The following is a 23,826-nucleotide window of genomic DNA, read 5'->3' as shown; positions in this document are numbered from 1 at the left end:
CTTACATCCGTCACTGGAGTGTAATGAGCATGAGAACAAGTCACCTCAGAACCGATGTGTCTGAAGAACAATCTAATGTTAATGGCGAAAGGTTTTTCTCCTTTACGTCCGGAAATAAACAACTGTGCACCCGCGGTCTACACCGCGAAATTAACACCCCTGCAGAAAACGGTAGCGACACCAACAGTGTTTTTCAACGCACTATAAAAGCCGCATTGGGGGAAGCCCAAAAAAACGGACAGGATAATCCGGTCATTGTCGGCGCTATTCCCTTCAACCCTGCAGAACCATCCTGCCTTTTCATTCCGCAATCCTATGAATGGCACGATCTTGCCCCTGCCGTTTCTGTCGCCGCCCCTCGCATTTTAAAACCCACCGCACAGAAAAGCCTCCCCGATGAAGCCGGTTTCAAACGTGCAGTGGAACAGGCAATTGCCAATTTCCGCCTCAGCGATGTACGCAAAGCCGTGCTTTCCGTGATGCGTGAGATCACGTTCGAACAGGATATCGATACGGAGCAAATGCTCGCCAATCTGCGCGCACAAAACCGCGAGGGCTATCAGTTCAGCTTGTTATTGAATGATGGTGCGGTGCTTGTCGGTGTCAGCCCTGAACTTGTAATCCGGAAAAACGGCCGCAACATCATTTCCAATCCGCTGGCAGGTTCGGCAAAACGCATGCGCGATCCGCTTGCCGATCAGCGCAATGCGCAGCAACTCAACCACTCTGAAAAAGACCTTTATGAACACCGGTTGGTGATCGAGGACATCGCCGCCCATTTGCAACCGGTTTGCGATTGGCTGGATGTGCCGACGCGGCCTTCGCTGATCAGCACAGCCGCGCTCTGGCATCTTTCAACGCGCATTCACGGCACCATTGCCGATCCGTCACTGACAGCCTTGCAGCTTGCCTGTCTGCTGCATCCCACACCGGCGGTTTGCGGCTATCCGACCGAACGTGCCAGACGGCTGATCCATTTTATCGAACCTTTCGAGCGGCGCTTTTTCACCGGCATGGTTGGCTGGTCAGATGCACAGGGCAACGGGGAATGGGTGGTGACCATCCGCTGCGGCAGCGTGCGGCGCAATATTGTGCAGCTTTTTGCCGGTGCGGGCATAGTTGAGGCCTCCGACCCCGCCTCGGAATGGAACGAGGTGCAAACCAAACTCGGCACCATGCTGCGCGCTTGTGGCCTGGATAATTAGAGCACAGTGCAACCAATCGGGCGCACAAACTCACTCTGACGCGTTAAAAGCATAGCATAATTTCACCTTAGACTGGTTCAATTTTAAGGAATTATGCTCTGGTCCAAAACTTTTCGACTGGTAGAATAATGACAATTGAATTCACACGCTGGCCGCAGGAAAGAGCCGATCTTTATCGCCGCAAAGGTTACTGGATTGATCAGCCCCTCACCCGCATTCTCCAGAACCAGAGCCTGACACGACCGGATGCACCGGCCATTCTCTGCGGTGAGCGCTGCATCAGCTATGCCATGCTGGATCAGCTCTCCGGCAACCTGGCGACCCGCCTTCGCCTTGCCGGTATCAGCCAAAGCGATACTGCCTTGGTACAACTGCCCAATATTGCGGAATTTTACATCGTATTTTTCGCATTGCTTAAAGCGGGCATTGTACCGGTTAATGCGATTTACTCCCATCGCAGACTTGAGCTCGCCGCCTATACCAGCCAGATCAAGCCCAAACTGATCATAGGTGCCAAACAGCATGAGCTGTTTAAGGATCACCGCTTTCTGGAAGAACTGGATGCGGAAGGTCTGCGCCCGCAGCTCACACTGCTCGCCGGTGATGACAGCGATGCGCATGAAGCCAACCATCTCGGTAACTGGCTGCAAGAACCGGATGGCGACATCATTGCCCCGACGCTGACACCGACACCGGCGGATGAGGTTGCCTTTTTCCAGCTTTCCGGCGGCAGTACCGGCACACCCAAACTCATCCCCCGCACCCATAATGATTATGATTACAGTGTACGTGCCAGTGCGGATATCTGCGAACTGACACCGCAGACGCGATTTCTCTGCGCGCTGCCCGCAGCCCATAATTATGCCCTCAGCTCTCCCGGCGCACTTGGCGTCTTTCATGCCGGCGGCTGCGTTATTCTGGCGCCAAATCCTGAACCGCTTGGCTGTTTCACCCTGATCGAGCGCCACCGCATTGATATGGCTGCCCTTGTACCGCCAGCCGTGGCACTTTGGTTGCAGGCTGCCCCCGAGCATCAGGAAAAGCTGCATTCGCTCAGGCTGATTCAGGTGGGCGGTGCCAATTTTGCCGAGGTTCTGGCACGCAAAGTTCCGGAAATTCTGCACTGCCGGTTGCAGCAGGTTTTCGGCATGGCGGAAGGTCTGGTGAATTATACCAGAGCGGGGGATCATGACGAATTGGTCTTCACCACACAAGGCAGACCGATCAGTCCCGATGACGAAATCCGCATTACTGATGAAGATGGCAATGTGCTGCCTGATGGTGAGGCCGGTATGCTTGCCACACGCGGGCCCTATACATTTTGCGGCTATTATAACAGCCCTGAACATAATGCCCGTGTCTTTGACACGGAAGGTTTCTATTATTCAGGTGATATCGTTGAACGCAATGCGCAGGGTTATCTGCGTGTTGTCGGCCGTGTGAAAGACCAGATCAATCGCGGCGGTGAGAAAGTCGCCTCAGAAGAAATCGAAAATCTGATCATTCTGCATGATGATGTGACCCATGCTGCCCTTGTGGCGATGGATGACGAGCTTCTGGGCGAAAAGAGCTGCGCCTTTGTCGTCTCCCGTAACCCACAACTGAAAGCACCTGCCCTGCGCCGTCATCTCGCAGCACTGGGTATCGCCGAATATAAATTGCCGGATCGCATTCAGTTCATCGAACATTTGCCGCTCACACCTGTCGGTAAAATCGACAAGAAACATCTGCGTTCGCTTCTCGCACAAAATGCCAGCGCGGTCTGAGCGCTAAGCGTGAAAGCAGCTTAGCGCTGAACTTAAACTTCCCGTATCACTATCAGAAAGCCAGTTATGACAATTCCTAAAATTGCTGATTATGCAATTCCGCTGCCTGCGACCTATCCCGCCAATAAAACTGCATGGACCATCAATCCATCCCGCTCGGTTTTGCTGATCCATGATATGCAGCGCTATTTCCTGCGTTTCTATGATGCGGAAGGCACATTGATGCAGACTTTGGTGCATAATCTGGTGCGCCTGCGCCAATGGGCAAAAAGCCATAACATCCCCGTCATCTATACCGCCCAGCCCCATAATCAGTCCGCTGAAGACCGCGCTTTGCTGAACGATATGTGGGGGCCCGGTCTTACTGTGGCAGAGCCGGAAGCGCAGCAGATTATTGATGAGTTGGCACCGGACAGCAATGATCTGGTGCTGACCAAATGGCGTTACAGCGCTTTTCAGCGCTCCACCCTGAAACAGCAAATGAAAGATTGGAACCGCGACCAGCTGATTATCGGCGGGGTCTATGCCCATATCGGCTGTATGATCACGGCGGTTGAAGCTTTTATGAGCGATATACAGCCTTTTTTGGTGGGCGATGCGGTAGCAGATTTTTCCGAGGATGAGCACCGGCTCGCGCTAAAATATGTCGCCACACGCTGCGGTTGCGTGTTCGGGACCGATAATCTGGTTAAGGAGCCTGCCACAGGCACCACCCGCAACTGGCTGCAGCAGCGTGTACTGCAACTGGTCGAGGATGCCAGCGAGTTTGACGCCGATGAAAACCTGATTTTTTACGGGCTGGACTCGCTCAAAGTCATGAAGTTTTCTGCAGAGCTGAAAGCGCGCAGGCTGGACATCAGCTTTGAGGAACTGGCGCGTAACCCCACCCTGACAGCGTGGTGGGCACTGATTGAAAAGCATCAAAAGGCAGCCTGAAAATGAGCCTTCCGGATATCAGTAAATACGGCTCTTTTGCTGGCAAGCGTGTCATCATCACCGGTGCTGCACAAGGCATCGGGCGCTGTATTGCCGAACAATTTATACGTCAGGGTGCCCGTGTCACCGGCATTGACTGCAAAGCTGCGGATCAGAGCAGCGGCTGCGGTTTCCGGTTGCTGCAAGCCGATATTGCCGATGCGGCAGCGGTGAAAAAACTCTGCGATTATCTGAAAGCAGAAGATGATACGCTGGATATATTGGTCAATGTTGCAGGTGTTTTGAAATCCGGCACCACAGAGAGCCTTTCCGCCGATGACTGGAAAACCTGCATGGATGTGAATGCCAGCGGCGCATTTTACATGCTGCATCACTGGGCGCCGGTCTTTCGCAAGCAAAGACACGGGGCGATTGTCAATGTTGCCTCCAATGCCGCTCATGTGCCGCGCATCAATATGGCGGCCTATTGCGCCTCTAAAGCGGCAATGGCCAGCCTCAGCCATTGCGTCGCTCTGGAACTTGCACCCTATGGTGTGCGCTGCAATGTGGTTTCCCCCGGCTCCACCCGCACGCCGATGCTGGCAGGCATGTTGCAGAACAGTTCCGGTGAGCAGCAGCTGATTGACGGCCTGCCGGCGCAGTTCAAACTTGGCATACCGCTCGGCAAAATTGCGGTACCGGATGACATTGCCAATGTTGTGCTGTTTCTGGCCTCTGATCTGGCAGGGCACGTGACCATGCAGGATATTGTTGTAGACGGAGGAGCAACCCTTGGCTGCTGACGGACATCCCCCTGCTCGACCGGACACGCAACCGTTTAGCCTTGCGCCATGGCCGGAGCTGGCCGGAGATACCAGCCTGTTTATGTGCCGCTATCCCTGCCATGATCTGCCCCTGAACCCGGATTTTCAGGATATGGAAGCCGTGACTTTACCGGATACATTTAAGGCTTTTACCCCGCGCCGCAAAGCAGAATTTATTGCAGGACAATGCTGCGCCCGTGAAGCACTGCGCACAATAACCGGTGTGGTTGCTACCCCGCACCGCGCTGCCAATCATGTGCCGGTATGGCCGAAGGGCGCGACAGGCTCCATCTCCCATTGTGACGGCTATGCCCTTGCCATTGCCGCACAAAATGCCCGCTATTGCGCTATCGGCATTGATATTGAAACACTGCAAACTGAAGACGAGGCAGCAAAAATTGCCGCTCTGGTTTTAACGCCGGACGAAATACAACGCCTGCCACAGCAGGGCAAAGGCCTTGCCGTCACCACAGCCTTTTCAGCCAAAGAGAGTCTTTATAAAGCGCTCTACCCGCAGACAGGCCGTTTCTACGGATTTTATGCGGCCGAAATGACAGCAGATTTCAGCAAGGGCGCAGGCCGGTTAAGGCTCACAAAAGACTGGTCGCAACACTGGCGACGTGGTCAGGAAATTGCTGTACACCTACATTTCATGCAAAATTTTGTGCTGACATGCGTAGCTCTGCCTTCTGGTTCTGTATAAATTATTACAATATTTAAAACATTTATAATCCGGTAGCATATCCTTATGACAGTCATTTTTGCTGGCTTTAATTCATTTCGCACAAAACTGGTATATAAGTTATTCGAATACCACGATGACGCAGTCCTGTGACGGTCATTTGCCTGTTCTAAAAAACTAGAGAATATATGATGAGTGCCATAAAATCAGCCCGTGGCCGGCCACGGCGGGAAATCACGCGGACGCAAATTGCAGATGCCGGAATTGCTATGGGACTGCCAAAGATTTCTATCGTCGGTGTTGCAGCAGCACTTAGCCTCAGTCATATGACGCTTTACACATATGTATCTTCTTTAGATGAACTCAAACAGTTAGTTGCCAGCGAAATTTTCCTACGCTGGCAGCTTCCTGCCCCACATGATGAGCCACTGGAAGAATACATGGAAACTTTCGGTGCTTGTATGTGGCACTTTGTGGAAAGACATCCGGGCATCGCACCTTATTTACTGCGTGAAGATTTGATCACATCAGATATGATTTCAAAAATTCAAAACCACCAAAAATTATTAGTGCAATCCTATAATCTTACAAATGAGCAAGCTCAGTGGCTTTTCCAAACTGTCGCGCATGTGTGTGTTTCTGTTGCTGATACGCTTATTCCCAAAGAAGAAATGAACCAAAACAGTGCTCATAGAGAAAACAGCGAAATTAAAAATAAATACACGCTAGGTGTCAAAGCTTTAATTATTGGTTCTTTATCCATGATATCGGAAAATTAATGCACTCTTATTCGGCATCAACACCTTTGAAACAAACGTAGCTTATTTCGGCTCATCCTAGGTCGTGCACTCATAAATAGTCTAGCTATTTGAATGGATTAGTGATTCAAAGGTCTCGGATTTGGAGATCTTTGATGTCACGTCGCCGCTATGAACTTACAGAACGCGAATGGTCGATTATTGCGCCGCTGTTGCCATGCAAACCGCGTGGTTTACCCCGCGTCGATGATCGCATGGTACTCAATGGCATTCTATGGCGCTTCCGCACAGGATCGTCATGGTCTGAAATCCGTGAGCGCTATGGTGTTGCAACGACTTGCTACAACCGGTTCGTTCGTTGGCGACGTGCTGGTGTCTGGGGTCGACTGCTGGAGGCCGTCTCTCAAGCCTATGACGGTGATATCGTGATGATCGACAGTACCTGTGTCCGCGTTCACCAGCACGGAGCCACAGGAAAAAAGGGGATGCCAACGATGGTTGCATGGGACGTTCCCGTGGCGGTTGTGTTACAAAAATTCGATTTGAACGAAGTGCGGCTTAACTCTGGACACAGTTATGCCGCGAGTGCTTCGAACTGTTGTTTGATAGAGAGTGCTTTTGCAGCTGAAAAGATGCCTTGTTGCTTGTGCATCATGTGAATGAGTTCGATGCCAGAGAGCGTGATGTTGGCTGAGATTTCTGACTTGAAACCAAGCACGGAGCGTGTGCGTCGTTTGATGCGGCGATGATCCTGCTCAATGCTGTTGTTCATGTATTTGCTGGAGCGAATGGCAATCGGTTTGCCAGCCTGTCGAAGCCGGCTCTCTGTATCCCATTGCAATATAGCTATTCTGTTGGTCTGGCTTCCATCGATGGTAATTCGCTCTGGTCTGCGGTGACGGGCCAGAGCTTTGCGCAGAAATCGCTTGGCAGCGCTCAAATCACGTTCCTTGCTGAAATAGAATTCAACCGTATCACCGTTGCTGTCTATCGCACGGTACAGATACAACCAATCGCCTTTCACCTTGAGTAGAGTGAGAAGCGCAATTGCGCTTCTCCTCTCCGAACCGTACGTGCACCTTTCAACGCATACGGCTCTCCATTCAGCCTTGGCCCATGGCTATAGCAACATCATGATAGCATGAGGTGATGGTGTTACGAGTTTCAATCCGGAAGATGTATGGAGTTATCTCCGGATTCCGCTACCGGAACTCCGCCTTTGGACTTGAGACCAGACGGCGCAGTGCCTTGCCAACACGGCTCCCTAGACTTCCCCTTCAAAAGTGGAGGGCTTCTGTTAGACAAGACTGACAGGAGACTTAGAATTGAAGCAGCGAGAATTTACAGAAGATTTCAAGCGCGAAGCCGTTCGGATTTTAACGACGAGTGGTCGAAGCATGTCGTCGGTTGCTGAGGAGCTTGGGATTGGTAAGTCAACGCTTGACCGTTGGCGGCGCAATTTTGCTGAGAAATATCTGCTCTCCGATCCGCATGAAGACATGGGCCAGGAGCTTGCCCGGCTTCGTAAAGAAAACGAACTTCTGCGACACGAACGTGACCTACTAAAAAAAGCGACAGCCTTCTTCGCTCGAGTTGAGGCGGATAAGAAAACAGTCCGGTGAACTGTTTTCCCACCGAACAGTCGATGACGTTTGCGTTCATCGACACGGAGAAGGCCCATATGTCTCTGTCACGGCTGTGCGCTTTCACCGGCGTCAGCATCAGCGGTTATTATGCATGGAAGCATCGTTTGCCCAGTCGTCGCCAACTCGACGATATGATCATCCTGGCTCACATTCGTAATCAGTTTGAGCTGTCACGTGAAACTTATGGCAGCCCTCGAATGCATGTTGAACTGAATGAAGAAGGATCTGGCGATAAGTGCTTTAAAGAGAGCTATTGCAATCCGGCAACCAAAGCCGGGGCTGATCCAGCACTCGGACAGGGGAAGCCAATATGCCAGTTATGAGTATCGCAAAATCCTCAAAGCTCACAAAATGCTTCCATCCATGAGCGGCAAAGGAAATTGCTATGACAATGCAATGGTGGAAACCGTCTTCAAGACCATCAAATCAGAACTGATCTGGCGCACTGTATTCCAGACCAGAAATGACGCAATCAAAGCCATTGGCGAATACATTGACGGACTCTCAAATCCTGTGCGCAGACATTCTGCACTCGGGTATAAATCGCCGATCAAGTTCGAGATGATAGAACGTAAATTATTGGCAGAACCTCTCCACTAAATCGGGGTAAGTCCATTCTGCAACAGACCGGATTATGATAGGATATGAACAAGTGCGCAATTGCCCGGCAAAATGACACTGCCAACAAATCTGACCCGCTTATGATGAAAACTCGAAAAAAACTATCAGTATGAAACGATAGGGTTTATTCAGCGTTTTGAAAATTAAACCCAGTTTTTATTTCACTGGTGTGACTGACTCTAAAAGCCATCTCTCGCGGTATCTTCCGCTTTATAAGAAGCAAATAATACTTTGCCTTCCATTCGCAATCATATGTTGATTTGGTTACGATTGTCTAGTCCTAGAGCCGTTTTGACCCGAATTCCATTGCCCAAGGCAAAAAACATTCGGCCCCTGTTTGTGAGACGTATCGTTGAGTGCCCGGATACAAGCTCAGGCAAAAAGCCGCCTCCAAAGACCGACCAGCTTTGGTGATAATTCGCACCTCCTTTGAAGGCAGGGCCTACCCTATAGATCTGACCGTCGTTCTTTATCTTGCCCCCAACCCAATTCTTAAACGTCCTCCTGTTGCTGCAGCGTCGCGCCTTTTTCGATATCGTTATCGCATAATGGCAATATGTTCGATGGATGAGATTGGTTCAGCATTCGCACAGGCAATGAAGTCGGTCCTCTTCGCACAGCTTACGTTTTGAATGCGCTGACACAATGTTGTCGGAGGAGATGACCCGCAAAATACGCTTTCACAGCAAGACGTCAGGAAACGCATTGCTAAAGAGCCCCAATCGAAGCGTTCCAATATCTTAACCAAAACCGATTGGCTGGTGATTCCTCCACAGCGGAACCGCAGAGCAGAGCTTGAGATTTGCTCAAACAAACGCCCATAAACGGGTATGCGTTGAACTGATTCCGATAGACTGCCGTCTATTTTCGACAAAACTCATAAGTTTCAATGTGATAGATGAAAACCGATTCGTAGGAAGGCAAACAATGAAATGCCTAAATTGCGTGGAGTAACGCTTTGTTAACAGAGCCTCTTGCGACAAAATAAGAATCGGACATAATGACGGTATTCAGGCGGTATTAGTTCCAGTGCCGTCACTAGGGACCTTAAGGTAATGAATATCGCAAATTCGACAGCACCGATGTCGTTCGACGACATGATATTGATGCAAGGGCGCGAAATATCGCACAAGCTCAATTTGCTGCGCCATGAAAACTTCCCTCCGGATGCGCGCAAGCAGTTGCGGCAATTTTCTATGGCTGAAGCTGCGTATTTTCTTGGTGTATCTCCGAGCAATCTCAAAAAGCTTCATCTGGAAGGCAAGGGCGTTGAGCCTACCATCCTTTCCGGCGGACGCAGAGCCTATTCTATCCAGCAGATGCAGGAACTGCGCCATTGGCTTGATCGAAATGGTCGTGCTGAGGTTAAGCGTTATGTACCGCATCGGCGCGGTGATGAGAAGCTCCAGGTCATTGGTGTTGTGAATTTCAAGGGCGGCTCGGGTAAAACAACGACTGCCGCGCATCTGGCGCAGCATCTTGCCCTCACCGGCCATCGTGTTCTGGCTATTGATCTTGATCCGCAGGCATCAATGTCAGCCTTGCATGGCATTCAGCCGGAACTCGACAATTTCCCATCGCTCTATGAGGCCATTCGTTACGACTCCGAGCGCAAGCCGATCCGTGACATCATTCGTCAAACGAACTTTCCGGGGCTTGATATCATTCCTGCAATGCTTGAGCTGCAGGAATATGAGTATGATACACCGCTTGCCATGCAAAACGGCGGGGAGGGTAAAACCTTTTTTAGCCGTATTGCCATGGCGCTGGCGGAGGTCGATCAGGATTACGACGTCGTTGTGATCGATTGTCCGCCGCAGCTTGGTTATCTCACGCTCACCGCCCTTTCAGCGGCAACATCGGTTCTGATTACGGTTCATCCGCAAATGCTCGACCTCATGTCGATGTCGCAGTTTTTGCTGATGCTTGGCGATATTCTCAAGACCGTCCGTCAAGCAGGTGGTGCCGTGCATCTCGACTGGTTCCGATATCTGATCACCCGCTATGAGCCAACAGATGTGCCTCAGGCGCAGATGGTTGGCTTCATGCAAAGCATGCTGGCATCCCATATGCTCAAGCATCAAATGCTCAAATCAACGGCAATCTCGGATGCAGGCCTTACCAAGCAAACGCTTTACGAAGTTGAGCGCTCGTCCATGAACCGCGGAACTTATGATCGCGCCATGGAAGCCATGGAGCTGGTAAACTCGGAGATACGTGGGCTTATACATGAAGCCTGGGGACGTTAGACTGCCGTCTAATTTTGAAATAATGAAGTAAAATCAGTCTTATGCCTGGTTTGAGGATATGAGAATGGCACGAAAGAACATATTTGAAAGCGTCATGCGCCCGGAAGCAACGGAAGAACAGCCCGAAGCCCCCGTAGAAAGCGTGACTCGTCGTTTCGGTGCCGCAAAGTCTCTCTCCGCGTCTATTAACGAACTCGCAAAGCAGGCTGCACAGAAGCTGGATGGTGAAACGATCGTTGAACTGGACCCGGCAGTTCTTGATGTTTCTTTTATAGCGGACCGTCTGCAAGAAGCGAACGATCAGGAATATGCCGAGCTGCTGGAAGCCATTCGGGAAAGAGGGCAGGACAGTCCAATTCTTGTTCGCCCTCACCCGCAGACCAGCGGCCGCTATATGATCGTTTTCGGTCATCGTCGCGCCCGTGTCGCTCAAGAGCTCGGTATCAAGGTCAAGGCCGTCATCAAGCCACTGGAAGATCTTGAACATATTCTGAGCCAGGGGCAGGAAAATTCAGCCCGTGCCAATCTCAGCTTCATTGAACGCGTACTGTTTGCAGCGCGCCTTGAAGCGATGAATTTTGATCGCGAAGCGATACAGGCAGCCTTGTCGGTAGATTATCAGACCTTGTCGAAGATGCTGACAATCCCGCGGTCTATTCCCGAAGATATGCTGGTGGCCATTGGGCCTGCAAAGGGTATTGGACGGGATCGCTGGCTGGAATTGCGCAAGCTGATCGAAATGCCCGGCAAAGCGGATGCCGCGCGTGAACTGATCGCAACAGATGCTTTTAAAAATGCGCAGTCTGCCACACGCTTTGAGCAGCTCTATGGCTATTTGAAAGGGGCACGGCAAAACAAGCCTGTCACAAAGGCTGCTTCGCGCGCTGGAATCACATGGGCACCAGACGACAAGAGCATCAGTGTCGTGGTCAAAAAAACAGGTAAAACGGCCACACTGGCGCTTGGTGCCGCAAATGGACAACGTTTTGCTGAATGGATTTCCCGTAATCTCGATACGCTTTATGCGTCATTTCGGGATGAGGAAAAGTGAGTGCGTAAGCGTAATCCCAGTTCGGACAAGCACATAACCTATTTCAGAACTGGCCAGTATAAAGTTTTCATCGCATCGCCCAGATATCAAGAGGCAGTGCATTTAAAAAATTCAGGGAAACTTATCCCTGTCTTCTGAGTAGCGGGTAAGATTGAGTTGGATGCAAGTGATGGTCATTTGCACGAACGATCGAAAAGGAAACCGAAGCAAAAGAAAAAGGCCCCCAAACGTCGCCGCGTGGAAGCCCTTCTCATTGGTTTAGCAGCTAGAGAATCGCAAATCTACGAATCACTGTCAAGTGTAATTAGCGTCATTTTGGCGGTTGAATTTCTTTTGCCTTGTGGAAGGTGGAAGAAAATGGAGTCTCAATTCGGCTTGACGCCCTTTGGTCGTCAAAGGATGACTCATGCCTTGCTGACAATGCAGCAAAAGGCACGGGAAATTCCTGAAGGTTCAGCTGTCGATAAATGGCAGCTTCATCGTTGGCTCTGCGAAGGCAAGAGCATTCTTGGTATCAGTGACCGCACGCTTGCAGTTCTTGCAGCGCTGCTATCCTTTTATCCTGAGAATATTTTGAGCGAAACCAATGGCCTCATTGTGTTTCCTTCCAACAAACAACTCGCCTTGCGCGCCCATGGCATGGCCGATGCAACCTTACGCAGACATCTTGCAGCGCTGGTCGATGCAGGTCTTGTTGCGCGCCAGGACAGCCCCAATGGCAAACGCTATGCCCGCCGTACGAAAACAGGCGATGTCAAACTTGCTTTTGGTTTCTCTCTTGCCCCACTGCTTGCACGCAAAGACGAAATTGAAGCTGCCGCCGAAAAAGTCAAAGCCGATAAGACCCTGCTACGCGAATTGCGTGAGCAGCTAACTTTGCTACGCCGCGATATAGCCAAAACACTTGAATATGCCGTCGAACAAAAACTGGACGGATCATGGACTGATATCAGTACAGTTTTCAGAACTGTCGTGGACACAATTCCGCGCCGTGCCAGTGCACAAGAACTGCTTGTTTTAATCAAGAAGCTGAATGAAATTTACGCCACTGTTGATAACGCTCTGAAAAACAACGAAAAAAATCAAAATATGAGCGGCAGAGAGTCTCAAAATGAGCGGCAATATTATGAATCAAAACCAGATTCCTATATTGATAGAACCGTTGCAAACATGAGAACTAAACAGTGTTCCTCAACTGACAAACCGTTACCAGAAAGGACTGTCTCGCTTGATTTCGTCCTACGAGCCTGTCCTGAAATAACATCCTATACTCAACAACCGATTACTCAATGGCAGCATCTTGTAGATGCAACCGATAAAGTTCACGGGTTTATCGGCATCGATACCCGACTGCATCAATTCGCTCTGAAAATTTTAGGAAGAGAAAACACAGCCATTGTTATTGCTTATCTCCTACAGCGATATGGCGAAATTCGCTCCATCAGCGGTTATCTGCGTATCCTGGTGGAAAAGGCCGCTGAAGACGGATTTTCTGTAAGAGCTTTGATGAGCAGCGCTCTGCACGGCAAACATCGTGATATGCAAGCACAACTGCAATGAAAAAGGCGTCAGAGTTCTCCCTGACGCCCGAAATAGACAAAAAAACTGCTTAAGACTGTGTGTCTATAACAGCCTTGTTATCGTCCTTGGTTTTGACCAGCGAAACCACAATACCAGCGCCCAGAATGGCAAAGGTAATACCAAGCGACCATGCTGGCGGGAATTTCTCCCAGCCCATCAGGTCTGCAATGAACATCTTGGAGCCAATGAAGATCAGCAGAATGGACAGTGCATATTTGAGATAGGCAAAACGATGCAGAATAGCCGACAAGGCAAAGAACAGCGCTCTGAGGCCAAGGATTGCAAAGATATTGGAGGTATAGACGATGAACGGATCGGTGGTGATTGTGAACACAGCTGGCACTGAATCGACTGCAAAAATCAGATCGGCAAATTCGATCATGACCAGCGCCAGAAAAAGCGGCGTTGCAAAGCGCAGCATCTTACCCGTTTTGCTATCCTTGATGCGCACGAAAAATGCATTGCCATGCAGCTCATCCGTCACACGCATGTGTTTGCGGGCAAAGTGAAGAAGCGGGTTACGGCTTAGATCAGGCTCTTCATCATCACCAGAGAAGAGCATCTTGATCCCTGTGCCAATCAGGAAGATCGCAAAGAGATAAAGAACCCAGTGATAATTTGCGACAATTGTGGCACCCAGACCGATCATGATGCCGCGCAGGATGATAACGCCAAGAATACCCCAGAACAGCACGCGATGCTGATATTTTCTCGGGATTGCAAAGAAGCTGAAGATCAGCGCAATGACAAAGATATTATCAAGCGCCAGCGTCTTTTCGACCACAAAGGCCGTGAGATACTGTGCTGTCGCCTCGCTGGTCATCTGCCACCAGACGAAACCGGAGAAAGCCAGGCCAAGCGTTATATAGAACGCTGACATTTTGAGGCTTTCGCCAATCTCGATCTCATGGTCTTCTTTGTTGAAGACACCAAGATCCAGCACCAGAAGTGCAAGAACAATGCCGATGAACACCAGCCACATCCAGAGCGGTGTTCCCATAAAGAGTGTTGTGAAAATTTCCATTTCCGACCTCTGTTTCATTTAACAAGGTCGGCGAGGATATGACCGGGCTGACCTCGAGCTTACTCGAAGTGGTCCGACATCACGGTTTCAAGGAAACCGCCAGAGGGGCCCGGTCCACACTGTTTAAATAGAAATCGAAAGTTTGGTTTCAAGTCTCAAGAGATTTTTTTTCAGATTGAGTGCCCAGCCGAAAATCCTCATCGTCAAAAGCTTTGACGATCAGCTCTTTCGGGCATGTGTTCGCTATCATGCTGGCCAATAGAATTCGTGCCTGTCCGGGGCGCAGGGTTTGCGAATGGATCGCACCGGCTGTAACCAGATCAAAACCACCGCCACCGCCGCCATAGCCTGCCACCAGCACACCTGTTGGAACGCGGCTTGAAACCACGACCGGAATATTATGCTTTGAGCATTGCTTCACGGCTTCAACGATAGCCGCGTTGGCATTGCCTGAACCAAGCGCTGCAAGGATGATGCCATCTGTGCCTGCTTGTATGCTGGCCTGAATATGCAGATCATCACAGCCGGGATGAATGGCAACGATGTCGATACGTTTGCCAGCGACCGGCGCGGGGAGGTGAATGCCGTCGGGTGTTTTAAGCGCGCGCACCGATCTGAAAGCGTCAGCGTGGTCACTGCTGTATTTGAAAGCACCCCATGCAGGAACAATCCGGCCACCAAAGGCAATCACCACGCCCTTATCCCTGCTGGCAGGATCAGCGGCAAGGCGGATTGCTGTGGCCAGATTGGCAGGACCGTCAGCATCGGGATGATCAGCTGTAAATTGTGCGCCTGTGAAAATGACTGGCTTGGAAATATGCCGTTGCAGATGAACAAGAAGGGCGGTCTCTTCCATGGAATCCGTGCCATGAAGCACAACAATGCCGCTGATTTGCGGGTCGTCGAGCTGCACTTGAACGGCATCGCTAATGGCCTGCATATCGATGAGCGTCAGGCTTGAAGAATCCTTGGCCATCAGATCAATTGCACGCAGGCTGGCATCACGCCCTGCAAGAGTTGCGAGCAGATCTCCGCCGTTCAGCGTCGGTGTGCTTGCCCCGTCTTCCCCGCGCTTGCTTGCAATAGTTCCACCGGTGGCGATAATCGCCACCAATGGTTGGAATTGCGTCTTATTCACTCTGCCCCTCACTTGTCAGCATGGCCCGCCTCGGCTGCGCGTTCGGCTGCCAGACGATAGATTCGGTCACGCAGACAATACCAGCCAATAACCAGCGCAGGTACAATGATAATCATCGAACCGATGGTATATGAGCCAATAGGATAATCGAAGGCCATCAGCACCAGAACGCCGAACAAAAACAAAAGCGTGAGAATGCCGGTGTAAGGTGCGCCGAACATGCGGAAGTCCGGACGGGCGATTTCACCCTTGCGCGAAAGAGACCAAAGCTTGAGCTGGCACAGGATAATCACGCCCCAGGCGGTGATAATCCCCAGTGAAGCCAGATTAAGTGCAATCTCGAACGCTGCCGCCGGAACAAAGGCGTTGAGCACCACACCAAGCGCGGTCACTGCGGCGGTGACAGCGATGCCGCCATAGGGCACGCCATTTTTGTTCATTTTGGCAAGAGACGCAGGTGCTGAACCGGAAACAGCCATCGAGTGGAGAATGCGTCCGGTTGAGTAGAGACCGGCATTGAGGGATGACAGAACCGCAGTGAGAACCACAAGGTTCATGATAATATCAGCACCCTCGACGCCAATTTTACTGAAGAAGGTGACAAACGGGCTTTCTCCGCCCGAATAAAGCGTGTGAGGAAGCAGCATGGTGAGAAGCAGGACAGAACCGACATAGAAAACCAGCAAGCGGAAAACGACTGTTTTAATCGCGCCTGGCATGATCTTGCGTGGATCTTCTGTTTCGCCAGCCGTGGTGCCAATCAGCTCAATCGAGGCATAGGCGAACACGACACCTTGTATAATGACAAGTGCAGGCAATATCCCGTTGGGGAAGAAGCCGCCGCTCTCACGAATAAGATGGAAACCCGGCTGATGACCATCAATTGGTGTGCCGGTCACGACAAAATAAATGCCGACAATCAGGAAAATGACAAGCGAGAGCACTTTGACAAGGCTGAACCAGAATTCCAGCTCTCCAAAGACTTTGACCGAGAGCAGGTTCATCGAGAGCACAATGATGAGCGCGGTCATCGCAAACACCCACTGGTCAATGCCTTCGAGCCATGGAACATAATGCTTGAAGAAATTCATGTAGAGCGCGACAGCGGTCACGTCCGCAATTGATGTCATGGCCCAGTTGAGCCAGTACATCCACCCCGCTGCAAAAGCCATTTTTTCGCCGTAGAACTCGCGTGCATAGGAGACAAAAGAGCCGGAGCTCGGGCGATGCATGATCAACTCGCCAAGGGCGCGCAGTACCAGAAATGCGAAAAAGCCGCACACAGCATAAACAAGCACCAGTGAAGGGCCGGCCTGTTCCAGCCGTCCGCCCGCGCCAAGAAACAGACCCGTACCAATGGCACCGCCAATGGCAATCATCTGGATCTGACGTGGTTTAAGCGCTTTGTGATAGCCGCTGTCTTCTTCTTTGTAGACTTCACATTCAGATGGCGTCGCCTTGATAAATTCCGTTGTCATCGCTCCTCCCTGAGAGCCAGATTTTCTATGAAGAAATAGCTTTGATGAAATGCTTTCGACGATGGACCGTTGCGTTTTTGATATTCTGTAATGCTGTATGACAAATTTCTGAAGCTCTTAACGCATATCAGAAATCGGCAGTCAAGCAGGCGCGGGAGCGGATGTTTTTGATGAATTGCAGGGCGTGGGGCAGCTGGAACTTAGGGTCCACTGCGTCACTGCTATAAAAATTATACAGTAGATTCAGAATTTTAAATTCGGTTTTATGCCTTGGTATGCTCTGTCAGAACACGGCATAAATCACTCCGAGAACGAGCTGTTTTACATTATTTTTCTTTTGCAATAATCGTGGTCACAGCCAGTTCGACCTGTCCGAGATGGTTTTGCATGGCAAGCCGTGCCCGCTCCTGAGAGCCGGATTTGATCGCTTCAGCGATCTGGCGATGTTCAATATTGGACGCGGTGCGCCGACCAGCCATCAGATTGACGAGTTCCGACTGGCGCGAAAGGGCATCGCGCGCATCTGCTACGATATTGGCGAAAACCGTATTGCCGGAAGCTGTAGCAATCATGCTGTGAAATTCGGTGTCGAGAAGAACCCATTTATGAAGGTCCGTCTGTCTGTCCATGCGCTCACAAATATCGAGGATTTTTTCGATCTGATCCTGCGTATGGCGTGTTGCGGCCCAGCCTGCTGCGGGCACTTCAATAAACGGACGCGCCTCAATAAGATCACTCGCCGAATAGCCGCCATAACTTAATTCCGGGCCCGGTGAAGATTTCAGCACATAAGTGCCGCTTCCGGTGCGGGTGTGGGTGAGGCCCAGCGTTTGAAGCGAGCGCAGTGCTTCGCGCACGATTGGACGACTGACGCTGTATTTTTCCGCGAGCTTGGCTTCAGAGGGAAGGCGTATTCCGATCTGCAGGCGTCCGGTCGTTATGGCTGACCGTATATCCTCAAATACGATTTCAGCAGCATTTTTTCGGTTAACCGGCGTACTATTGGATACCCAGTCAATCATGATGCTCACTCCTCCGCTTTCACGCAACTTGTCTAACAGCTAGGCAATTTGTGAAATCAAGGCAACAGCTGTTTTAGGTATAATGCGGGTTGGCAAGCACATGTACAAAGGCGCAAAGCGGTTTTCGGGTAAGATGCAGGCTCATAGCGCGCTGCGATCTGATTGAAACGAAGTCGCACGTCATCTCGATAGAGCCTATGCGTTAAGAAAATATCAGCGTTGTAAGCTGTGATAGCGTCCTTGATGATAGATCAGAGGTTCGCCACTGCCGGTCACGATTTTGAGTGCACGACCAATAACAATCGCATGGGTATGGCGCGTGATGACGTCTTCAACTTCGCAATCAATGGAAGCGAGTGCACCTTTGAGCGCCAATGCACCGCTTGCAAGCCTGTACCATTCGGCGCCTTCATAGCGGCGTGCACCCTTTTCACCGTTCCGGCCTGCAAAACGATCGGCGATGGCCTGTTGCGCATCGGATAAAATATTGAGGCAGAAGCAACCTTCAGCATTGATTACCGGCCAGACAGATGCAGTGAGATTGATATTGACGATGATGGTGGGCGGTTCAACGGACAGTGCTGTCGCAGATGTCACCGTTGCCCCCGTTTTGGCTTCGCCGGTGCCAACACTCACAACACAGATGCCGGCAGCAAGCTGCCGCATCGCAGCTTTGAGTTCATCCGCTGTGGCCATTGCGCCGGGCGCATCGGGCGTTTCGAAATTCAGTCTGTCTGGATGTGCCATTATTCATGCCAACCGGAAAACCTGCGGGGCAGGCTTTCTGGCCTTTGTTTTGGGGGAGGCGTATCGTGTCTATCTTATACCGGGTATCGGTGAGTATGGCTCATGGATACCCGGTTAAACTTGTGTGCTGCGTGAGCACCTTAGTGCCTTGGTGTCATGCCTGGCCGCGCAATATTGAGATGTTCGCGTAATGTCGAGCCACCATACTTTGTGCGGAAAAGCCCACGCTCCTGAAGGATCGGCACGACCTTTGTGTTGAAATCTTCAAGACCGCCGGGGAAATATGGAGGCATCACATTGAAGCCATCGGCAGCTTTGCCTTCAAACCATTCCTGCATGCGGTCGGCAATCTGCTCGGGCGTTCCAAGCACAATATGGTGGCCACGACCGGCCGCGACGCGAAGCGCAAGGTCACGGATGGTGAGATTCTCGCGGCGCGCCAGATCACGCAGAAGTTCTGCTCGGCTGCGAAGCTGATCAGAAATCGGCAGGTCGGGCAGGGGGCCGTCCAGATCATATTCGGCAAGGCTGTGGCCGATACGCTCTTCGAGAAGCGGCATGGCACTCTTGATATCTGTCCAGCGATTGAGTTCTTTCAGCTTTTCGGCAGCATCCTCGAAACTTTCGCCAATGATCGGCATGAAGCCCGGCATCACGGCAACGCTGTCGGCGTCCCGGCCTGCTTTGACCACGCGTTCTTTCAGGCCTGTATAGAATGCCTGTGCTTCCGGCAGGCTCTGCTGTGCTGTGAAAACAATATCCGCGATACGTGCCGCCAGATCCTGGCCTGGGCCGGACGATCCAGCCTGAATGAGCACCGGATGACCTTGCGGAGAACGCGGAATATTGAGCGGGCCCTGCACCGTGTAATATTTGCCGGCGTGATTGAGCACATGCAGCTTGTTCGGATCGGCATAGACGCCTTTTTCCTTGTCTTTGGGAAAAGCATCATCATCCCAGCTATCCCAAAGACCGCGCACGACATCGACGAATTCTTCAGCGACCGCATAGCGCTCATCATGTTCAGGATGGCTTTTGGAGAAGTTGTTTGCCGTTCGGGCGTAGGATGTGGTGACGATGTTCCACGCGGCCCGTCCATGGCTCAAATGGTCAATGGACGCAAAGGCGCGGGCTGTGTGATAAGGCTCGCCATAGGTGGTCGAAGCGGTGGCTGCCAGCCCGATCTTGTCTGTGACCATGGCAAGTGCGGATAGCAAGGTCAGCGGCTCAAACCGCGCTACCATCGACGGATGCGCATCGACGCCGCTGGTCAGGCCATCGGCCAGAAATACCATGTCGAATTTCGCTTTTTCCGCTTCTTGTGCCACACGGCGCAGCAGATCAAAATTCTCGCTGCCCGCTTCCGCATCCGGGTGACGCCAGCCGGAAACATGGTGGCCAGCACCTTGCAGGAAAAGGCCGAGATGCATTTGTTTCTTGGTCATGTCTTTTACTCCGGGGATTGGTTGAGCCACGCGATAAGCTTTTGCAAGTCGTCTGCGCTGGTCATGGATTGGACGAGATCGGGTATGCCTGCAAAGCGCAGATCATCCTTTGTCGCATCTTTGAATTTGCCGGTTGGATCGCTGATACTCGGCAGACCATCGACACGCTTGGAAAGCATCGAGCCGACTTTCAGCGTTACATCGATCATGACGAAGCGTGTTTTGGGATCGGGCGAGAGCCGCGCTGCGCGCTCGTCATGGTGTCGCGTCACTTTCGCTGCGAGCTGCGCGAGATCGGCATCGACCGGCCGCTCATCGAAATGCGCAATTGTCAGTTTTCCGTCCCGCAAAGCAGCCGCAAAAATATATTCCGGGCTGAACCGCGCATCAATGCCCGTCACAGGCTTGGTTGTCACCAGTGCGGCATCGCCTCCGGGGGGGAAGGTGATGGAAACGGAGGCGATCTGATCGGGTTGCAGCGCGTTTTCATGGCGCAAGGCTAAAGCGCCGACAGCAACCGGATGCGCCGCTGTACAGCAGGGGAACGCTTTCAGCGTCAGGCCCGGAACGATAATCTGCCATGGCGCACCCCAACCTTGGCTCACGCGGGATAGATCTTGCGCACCAAAGGCAAAGGCTTTGAAAAAGCCGTTTGCGTTGTCGATGAAATCCGGTGCACCGTGAAAGCCAGCTTCGGCCAGTCGGGCGGCCGTGAGACCGGCGCGCGCGGCAAATCCTGCATGAAGCGGCTTTGCGTCAAAGCCGAATTGCAGGCGAAGCCCTGCTGATTGTGTGGCCGCGAGACCAAGAGCAATGGCTGTGGTCGTCGCATCGAATTTGAGAAGATGCGCAATGGCTGCCGCAGCCCCGATGGTGCCGAGCGTTGCGGTCGCGTGAAAGCCGGTTTCATAGTGTTTTGTGCCCATGGCAAGGCCAAGGCGTGCCATGGTTTCCAGTCCGACAATATAGGCGGCAATGAATCCGTGCGCGCTGACATTGCTTTCTGCGGCCACCGAAAGGAGTGCGGGAATGATTGCAATTGTCGGATGTCCGCGCACACTGCCATGCACATCGTCATAATCAAGCACATGGGCTGCATGACCATTGATCAGTGCTGCCGAAAAAGGATCGGCTTTTCCGCTCTGACCAATGAGCGCGACAGTGCCGCCCACACCCAGAACCTTGCTGACCAGAAGCGTGCTGCGATCATTTGCACCGCCAAGTGCGCAGGCAAGAAAATCAACAATTGCCGTGCGGGCAATCGCGATTGCATCGGGCGATGGTTTAGAGCCAACAATCGCCTGGCTTAAGGCTTTCGTTACATGATCTGTCATATCAGATGCCTTCACCGCCTTCATTGATGCGGTTTGCATTGCCACCAAGACCGTTCACGAACGCGCGGATGCGCGGGTTTGTGGACTTGTAGAAAAGCTGCTCCGGCGTGCCGTGTTCGATGATGCGACCATTTTCCGTAAATACGATCGTGTCGCTGATTTCTTCGGCAAAACGCATCTCGTGGGTTACAAGAATGCTCGTCATGCCTTCATTGACAAGATCGCGAATGACCGACAGCACTTCGCCGACGGTTTCCGGATCAAGCGCGGAGGTGACTTCATCAAACAGCACCAGCTCCGGGCGCATGGCAAGCGCACGGGCAATGGCGACACGCTGTTGCTGACCACCGGAAAGTTCGCCCGGATAGGCGTCGGTCTTATGTTCGAGCCGCACTTTTTTCAGCAGTTCTTTTGCGTGGCGCTCGGCTTCGGCTTTGGGCGTGCGCAGGATTTTGACCGGCGCAAGCGTGATGTTTTCAAGAACTGTCAGATGCGGGAACAGATTGAACTGTTGGAACACAATGCCGATGCGCTTGCGCAATTTAATGCGCTCGGCTTCGGTTTTAAGCGCATCCACGCGGGTTGCACCTACGGTGATCTTGCCTGATTGTGGGATCAGCAGACCATTGATGCAGCGCAGAATGGTCGATTTTCCCGAGCCTGATGGGCCGATAATCGAGACCGCATCGCCCTTGTTGATCTTGAGGTCGATGCCCTTGAGCACTTCATTCTGCCCGAAAGACAGATGAACGTTCTCCAGTTCGACCAATGTAGTTTTGGTGGTGTCGCTCATGTGAATTCCAGATCCTTGTCAGCGGGAGGAGAGCCGCTTTTCGAGCCGCTGTGTGAAGCGCGACACGGGATAGCAAAAGAGAAAGAACGCCATCAGCACACTCAGATAGATGATGACGGTGAAATCATTGCGCTGCACAGCGGTGCTGGCATCGGTTGCCGAATGCAGCAATTCATGCACGCCGACAAGCGAAGCGAGGGCCGTCCCCATGGTGATGGACGTATAAAGATTCATCCACGGTGGCAGCGAGCGCTTGATGCATTGTGGCAGAATGATCCAGCGCAGCGATTGCAGGCGCGAAAAGCCCAAGCCCTGTGCCGCTTCCCATTGCGCGGTCGGGATTGACTGGATAGAGCCGCGCGTAATTTCTGCAATATGTGCGCTTGCCGGGATCGCCAGACCAACGACCGCCTTGATCCAGTCGGGGAACGGGACATAATTGCCGAAAACCACCAGCTCGAACGGGAAAATATAGGTGGCGGCAAAGATCAGCACGAGAAGCGGTGCATTGCGGAAAATCTGCACATAGGTGATTGCCGGTGCGCGGATGATTTTATAGGGCGCAAGCTCCATGATGCCGAGAATAATCCCTGCCAGCGAGCCAAGCGTGATGGCACAGATGCTGATGAGCACATTCATGGCAAAGCCTTTGCCAAGATAAGGCAGCCAGCTGAGCCAAATTTGTCCGAGCGACGGATCAATATAGAACCAGAACGCAACCGCAAGAATAATGGCCGTGAATGTGAGCGTTGCTGGCGAAAGCCTGAGGCCGGGCTTTTGTTCAATTGCGATCGTCATTGGCCATATCCCGGAATTGCAAGGCGTTTTTCGAACCAGTAGCCAAGGCGTGCGACGAAGAGATTGATGATGCTGAAAAACAAAAGAATGACCAGCATCAGTTCGACCACATTGTCACGCTGGGTCCAGATCAGGATCGACGCATAGGTGATTTCGCCCACGGCAATGGCCGACCCGACGGTGGACAGCTTGACCAGATTGACGAGATTATTGACGATTGCAGGCAGTGCGGTGCGGATTGCAAGCGGCAGTTCCACATAGATCAGCACCTGCAAAGAATTAAAACCGATGGCTCTGGCTGCTTCAATTGTTGTGCCGGGCACGGCTTCAATACCGCCGCGCAATGCTTCGGCGTGAAGAGCGGCACTATGCAGAGCCGTGATTGTTATCAGCCAGAAAAACGGTGTCAGGGGATTGTTCTGCGCGCCGCCAATTGCATTGGAAATCAGCATGTTGAGCACGAGAAATCCACACATGAGCTGAACGAGTGTCGGCGTATTGCGGGTGAGTTCGACATAGCCGCGCACTGGCACCGAAAGCCAGCGTTTGTTGGAGGTTAGCGCCCCTGCAAACAAAAAGCCGAAAAACAGACTGAGCGGAATCGTAATGATGACCAGTTCAAGCGTGGTGACCATGCCATGAAACCAGATCCCGCGTTCATAACTGCTGTTGAGAAATTCATAATTGAGGCCGATTGCGCCTGTCAGTTCGATAAAGCGCGAAATCAGAGCTTCTTCCATTGAAACTAT

The 23,826-nt window shown here is 51.8% G+C and carries 19 protein-coding genes and 3 pseudogenes; 11 read left to right on the top strand and 11 right to left on the bottom strand.

The features are described from left to right. Positions 1-29 precede the first annotated feature (29 nt). From ABE530_RS15915 to ABE530_RS15885, 7 genes and pseudogenes are all read left to right on the top strand, one after another. Positions 30-1,205 (top strand): isochorismate synthase, encoded by a 1,176-nt coding sequence (locus tag ABE530_RS15915; RefSeq protein WP_499695148.1) that lies wholly within the window; start codon positions 30-32, stop codon positions 1,203-1,205. A gap of 128 nt (positions 1,206-1,333) precedes the next feature. Further along, positions 1,334-2,971 (top strand): (2,3-dihydroxybenzoyl)adenylate synthase, encoded by a 1,638-nt coding sequence (locus ABE530_RS15910; protein ID WP_499695147.1) that lies wholly within the window; start codon positions 1,334-1,336, stop codon positions 2,969-2,971. A gap of 66 nt (positions 2,972-3,037) precedes the next feature. After that, a complete protein-coding gene (locus ABE530_RS15905; RefSeq protein ID WP_499695146.1) occupies positions 3,038-3,907 on the top strand; it encodes an isochorismatase in 870 nt (289 codons plus the stop codon). Between the two features lie 2 nt (positions 3,908-3,909). Then, the gene (dhbA, locus tag ABE530_RS15900) at positions 3,910-4,689 is read left to right on the top strand and encodes a 2,3-dihydro-2,3-dihydroxybenzoate dehydrogenase (protein WP_499695145.1); all 780 of its coding nucleotides are present in this window, start codon (positions 3,910-3,912) and stop codon (positions 4,687-4,689) included. Then, positions 4,679-5,413 (top strand): 4'-phosphopantetheinyl transferase family protein, encoded by a 735-nt coding sequence (locus tag ABE530_RS15895; RefSeq protein ID WP_499695144.1) that lies wholly within the window; start codon positions 4,679-4,681, stop codon positions 5,411-5,413. The genes dhbA and ABE530_RS15895 overlap by 11 nt, the downstream gene beginning before the upstream one ends. 167 nt (positions 5,414-5,580) lie before the next feature. Then, entirely contained in the window at positions 5,581-6,171 is a 591-nt protein-coding gene (locus tag ABE530_RS15890; RefSeq protein ID WP_499695143.1) for a TetR/AcrR family transcriptional regulator, read from the top strand. A gap of 134 nt (positions 6,172-6,305) precedes the next feature. Then, positions 6,306-6,688: pseudogene (locus ABE530_RS15885) on the top strand (IS5 family transposase); the annotation flags it as partial. A gap of 36 nt (positions 6,689-6,724) precedes the next feature. On the opposite strand, the pseudogene ABE530_RS15880 reads toward ABE530_RS15885, so the two are convergent. Next, positions 6,725-7,186, bottom strand: a pseudogene (locus ABE530_RS15880) (IS6 family transposase); the annotation flags it as partial. Between the two features lie 271 nt (positions 7,187-7,457). Here ABE530_RS15880 and ABE530_RS15875 point away from each other — a divergent pair. The 4 genes and pseudogenes from ABE530_RS15875 to repC all read left to right on the top strand — a co-directional run bounded on the left by ABE530_RS15875 (position 7,458) and on the right by repC (position 13,277). Beyond that, a pseudogene (locus ABE530_RS15875) lies at positions 7,458-8,396 on the top strand (transposase). 1,076 nt (positions 8,397-9,472) lie between these two features. Next, positions 9,473-10,666 (top strand): plasmid partitioning protein RepA, encoded by a 1,194-nt coding sequence (gene repA, locus ABE530_RS15870; RefSeq protein WP_265984972.1) that lies wholly within the window; start codon positions 9,473-9,475, stop codon positions 10,664-10,666. A 64-nt stretch (positions 10,667-10,730) separates the two neighbouring features. Beyond that, positions 10,731-11,717 (top strand): plasmid partitioning protein RepB, encoded by a 987-nt coding sequence (repB, locus tag ABE530_RS15865; RefSeq protein WP_499695142.1) that lies wholly within the window; start codon positions 10,731-10,733, stop codon positions 11,715-11,717. Between the two features lie 357 nt (positions 11,718-12,074). After that, complete coding sequence (gene repC, locus ABE530_RS15860) at positions 12,075-13,277, top strand: plasmid replication protein RepC (protein WP_499695171.1); 1,203 nt, start codon at positions 12,075-12,077, stop codon at positions 13,275-13,277. Positions 13,278-13,326: 49 nt separating this feature from the next. Here the strand turns inward: repC and ABE530_RS15855 are convergent, their stop codons facing one another. From ABE530_RS15855 to ABE530_RS15810, 10 genes are all read right to left on the bottom strand, one after another. Continuing rightward, positions 13,327-14,322: a TerC family protein gene (locus ABE530_RS15855; RefSeq protein ID WP_499695141.1), complete on the bottom strand. Its 996-nt coding sequence runs from the start codon at positions 14,320-14,322 to the stop codon at positions 13,327-13,329. A gap of 148 nt (positions 14,323-14,470) precedes the next feature. After that, positions 14,471-15,460, bottom strand: a complete 990-nt coding sequence (locus ABE530_RS15850) for an asparaginase (protein ID WP_499695140.1) — start codon at positions 15,458-15,460, stop codon at positions 14,471-14,473. 8 nt (positions 15,461-15,468) lie between these two features. After that, a complete protein-coding gene (locus ABE530_RS15845; protein WP_265984979.1) occupies positions 15,469-16,938 on the bottom strand; it encodes an amino acid permease in 1,470 nt (489 codons plus the stop codon). 326 nt (positions 16,939-17,264) lie between these two features. After that, positions 17,265-17,960, bottom strand: coding sequence for a FadR/GntR family transcriptional regulator (locus ABE530_RS15840; RefSeq protein WP_265984981.1), 696 nt, complete (start codon positions 17,958-17,960; stop codon positions 17,265-17,267). Positions 17,961-18,173: 213 nt separating this feature from the next. Beyond that, positions 18,174-18,707: a flavin reductase family protein gene (locus tag ABE530_RS15835; RefSeq protein WP_499695139.1), complete on the bottom strand. Its 534-nt coding sequence runs from the start codon at positions 18,705-18,707 to the stop codon at positions 18,174-18,176. Positions 18,708-18,847: 140 nt separating this feature from the next. Further along, positions 18,848-20,152, bottom strand: coding sequence for an LLM class flavin-dependent oxidoreductase (locus ABE530_RS15830; protein ID WP_499695138.1), 1,305 nt, complete (start codon positions 20,150-20,152; stop codon positions 18,848-18,850). A 5-nt stretch (positions 20,153-20,157) separates the two neighbouring features. Then, positions 20,158-21,486, bottom strand: coding sequence for an MmgE/PrpD family protein (locus ABE530_RS15825; protein ID WP_499695137.1), 1,329 nt, complete (start codon positions 21,484-21,486; stop codon positions 20,158-20,160). Between the two features lies 1 nt (position 21,487). Continuing rightward, on the bottom strand, positions 21,488-22,279 hold the full coding sequence (locus ABE530_RS15820) for an amino acid ABC transporter ATP-binding protein (RefSeq protein WP_499695136.1): 792 nt from the start codon (positions 22,277-22,279) through the stop codon (positions 21,488-21,490). A gap of 18 nt (positions 22,280-22,297) precedes the next feature. Continuing rightward, on the bottom strand, positions 22,298-23,077 hold the full coding sequence (locus ABE530_RS15815; RefSeq protein WP_499695135.1) for an amino acid ABC transporter permease: 780 nt from the start codon (positions 23,075-23,077) through the stop codon (positions 22,298-22,300). Beyond that, positions 23,074-23,817: an amino acid ABC transporter permease gene (locus ABE530_RS15810; protein WP_265984986.1), complete on the bottom strand. Its 744-nt coding sequence runs from the start codon at positions 23,815-23,817 to the stop codon at positions 23,074-23,076. Before ABE530_RS15810 ends, ABE530_RS15815 begins: the two co-directional genes overlap by 4 nt. Between the last annotated feature and the right edge of the window lie 9 nt (positions 23,818-23,826).

Origin of the sequence: Brucella sp. TWI559 (assembly GCF_039674265.1) — a bacterium.
In the GTDB taxonomy this organism is placed as follows: Bacteria; Pseudomonadota; Alphaproteobacteria; order Rhizobiales; family Rhizobiaceae; genus Brucella; species Brucella chromiisoli.
The sequence above is the reverse complement of the archived record's forward strand: the minus strand, read 5'-3'. Positions and strand labels throughout refer to the sequence as shown.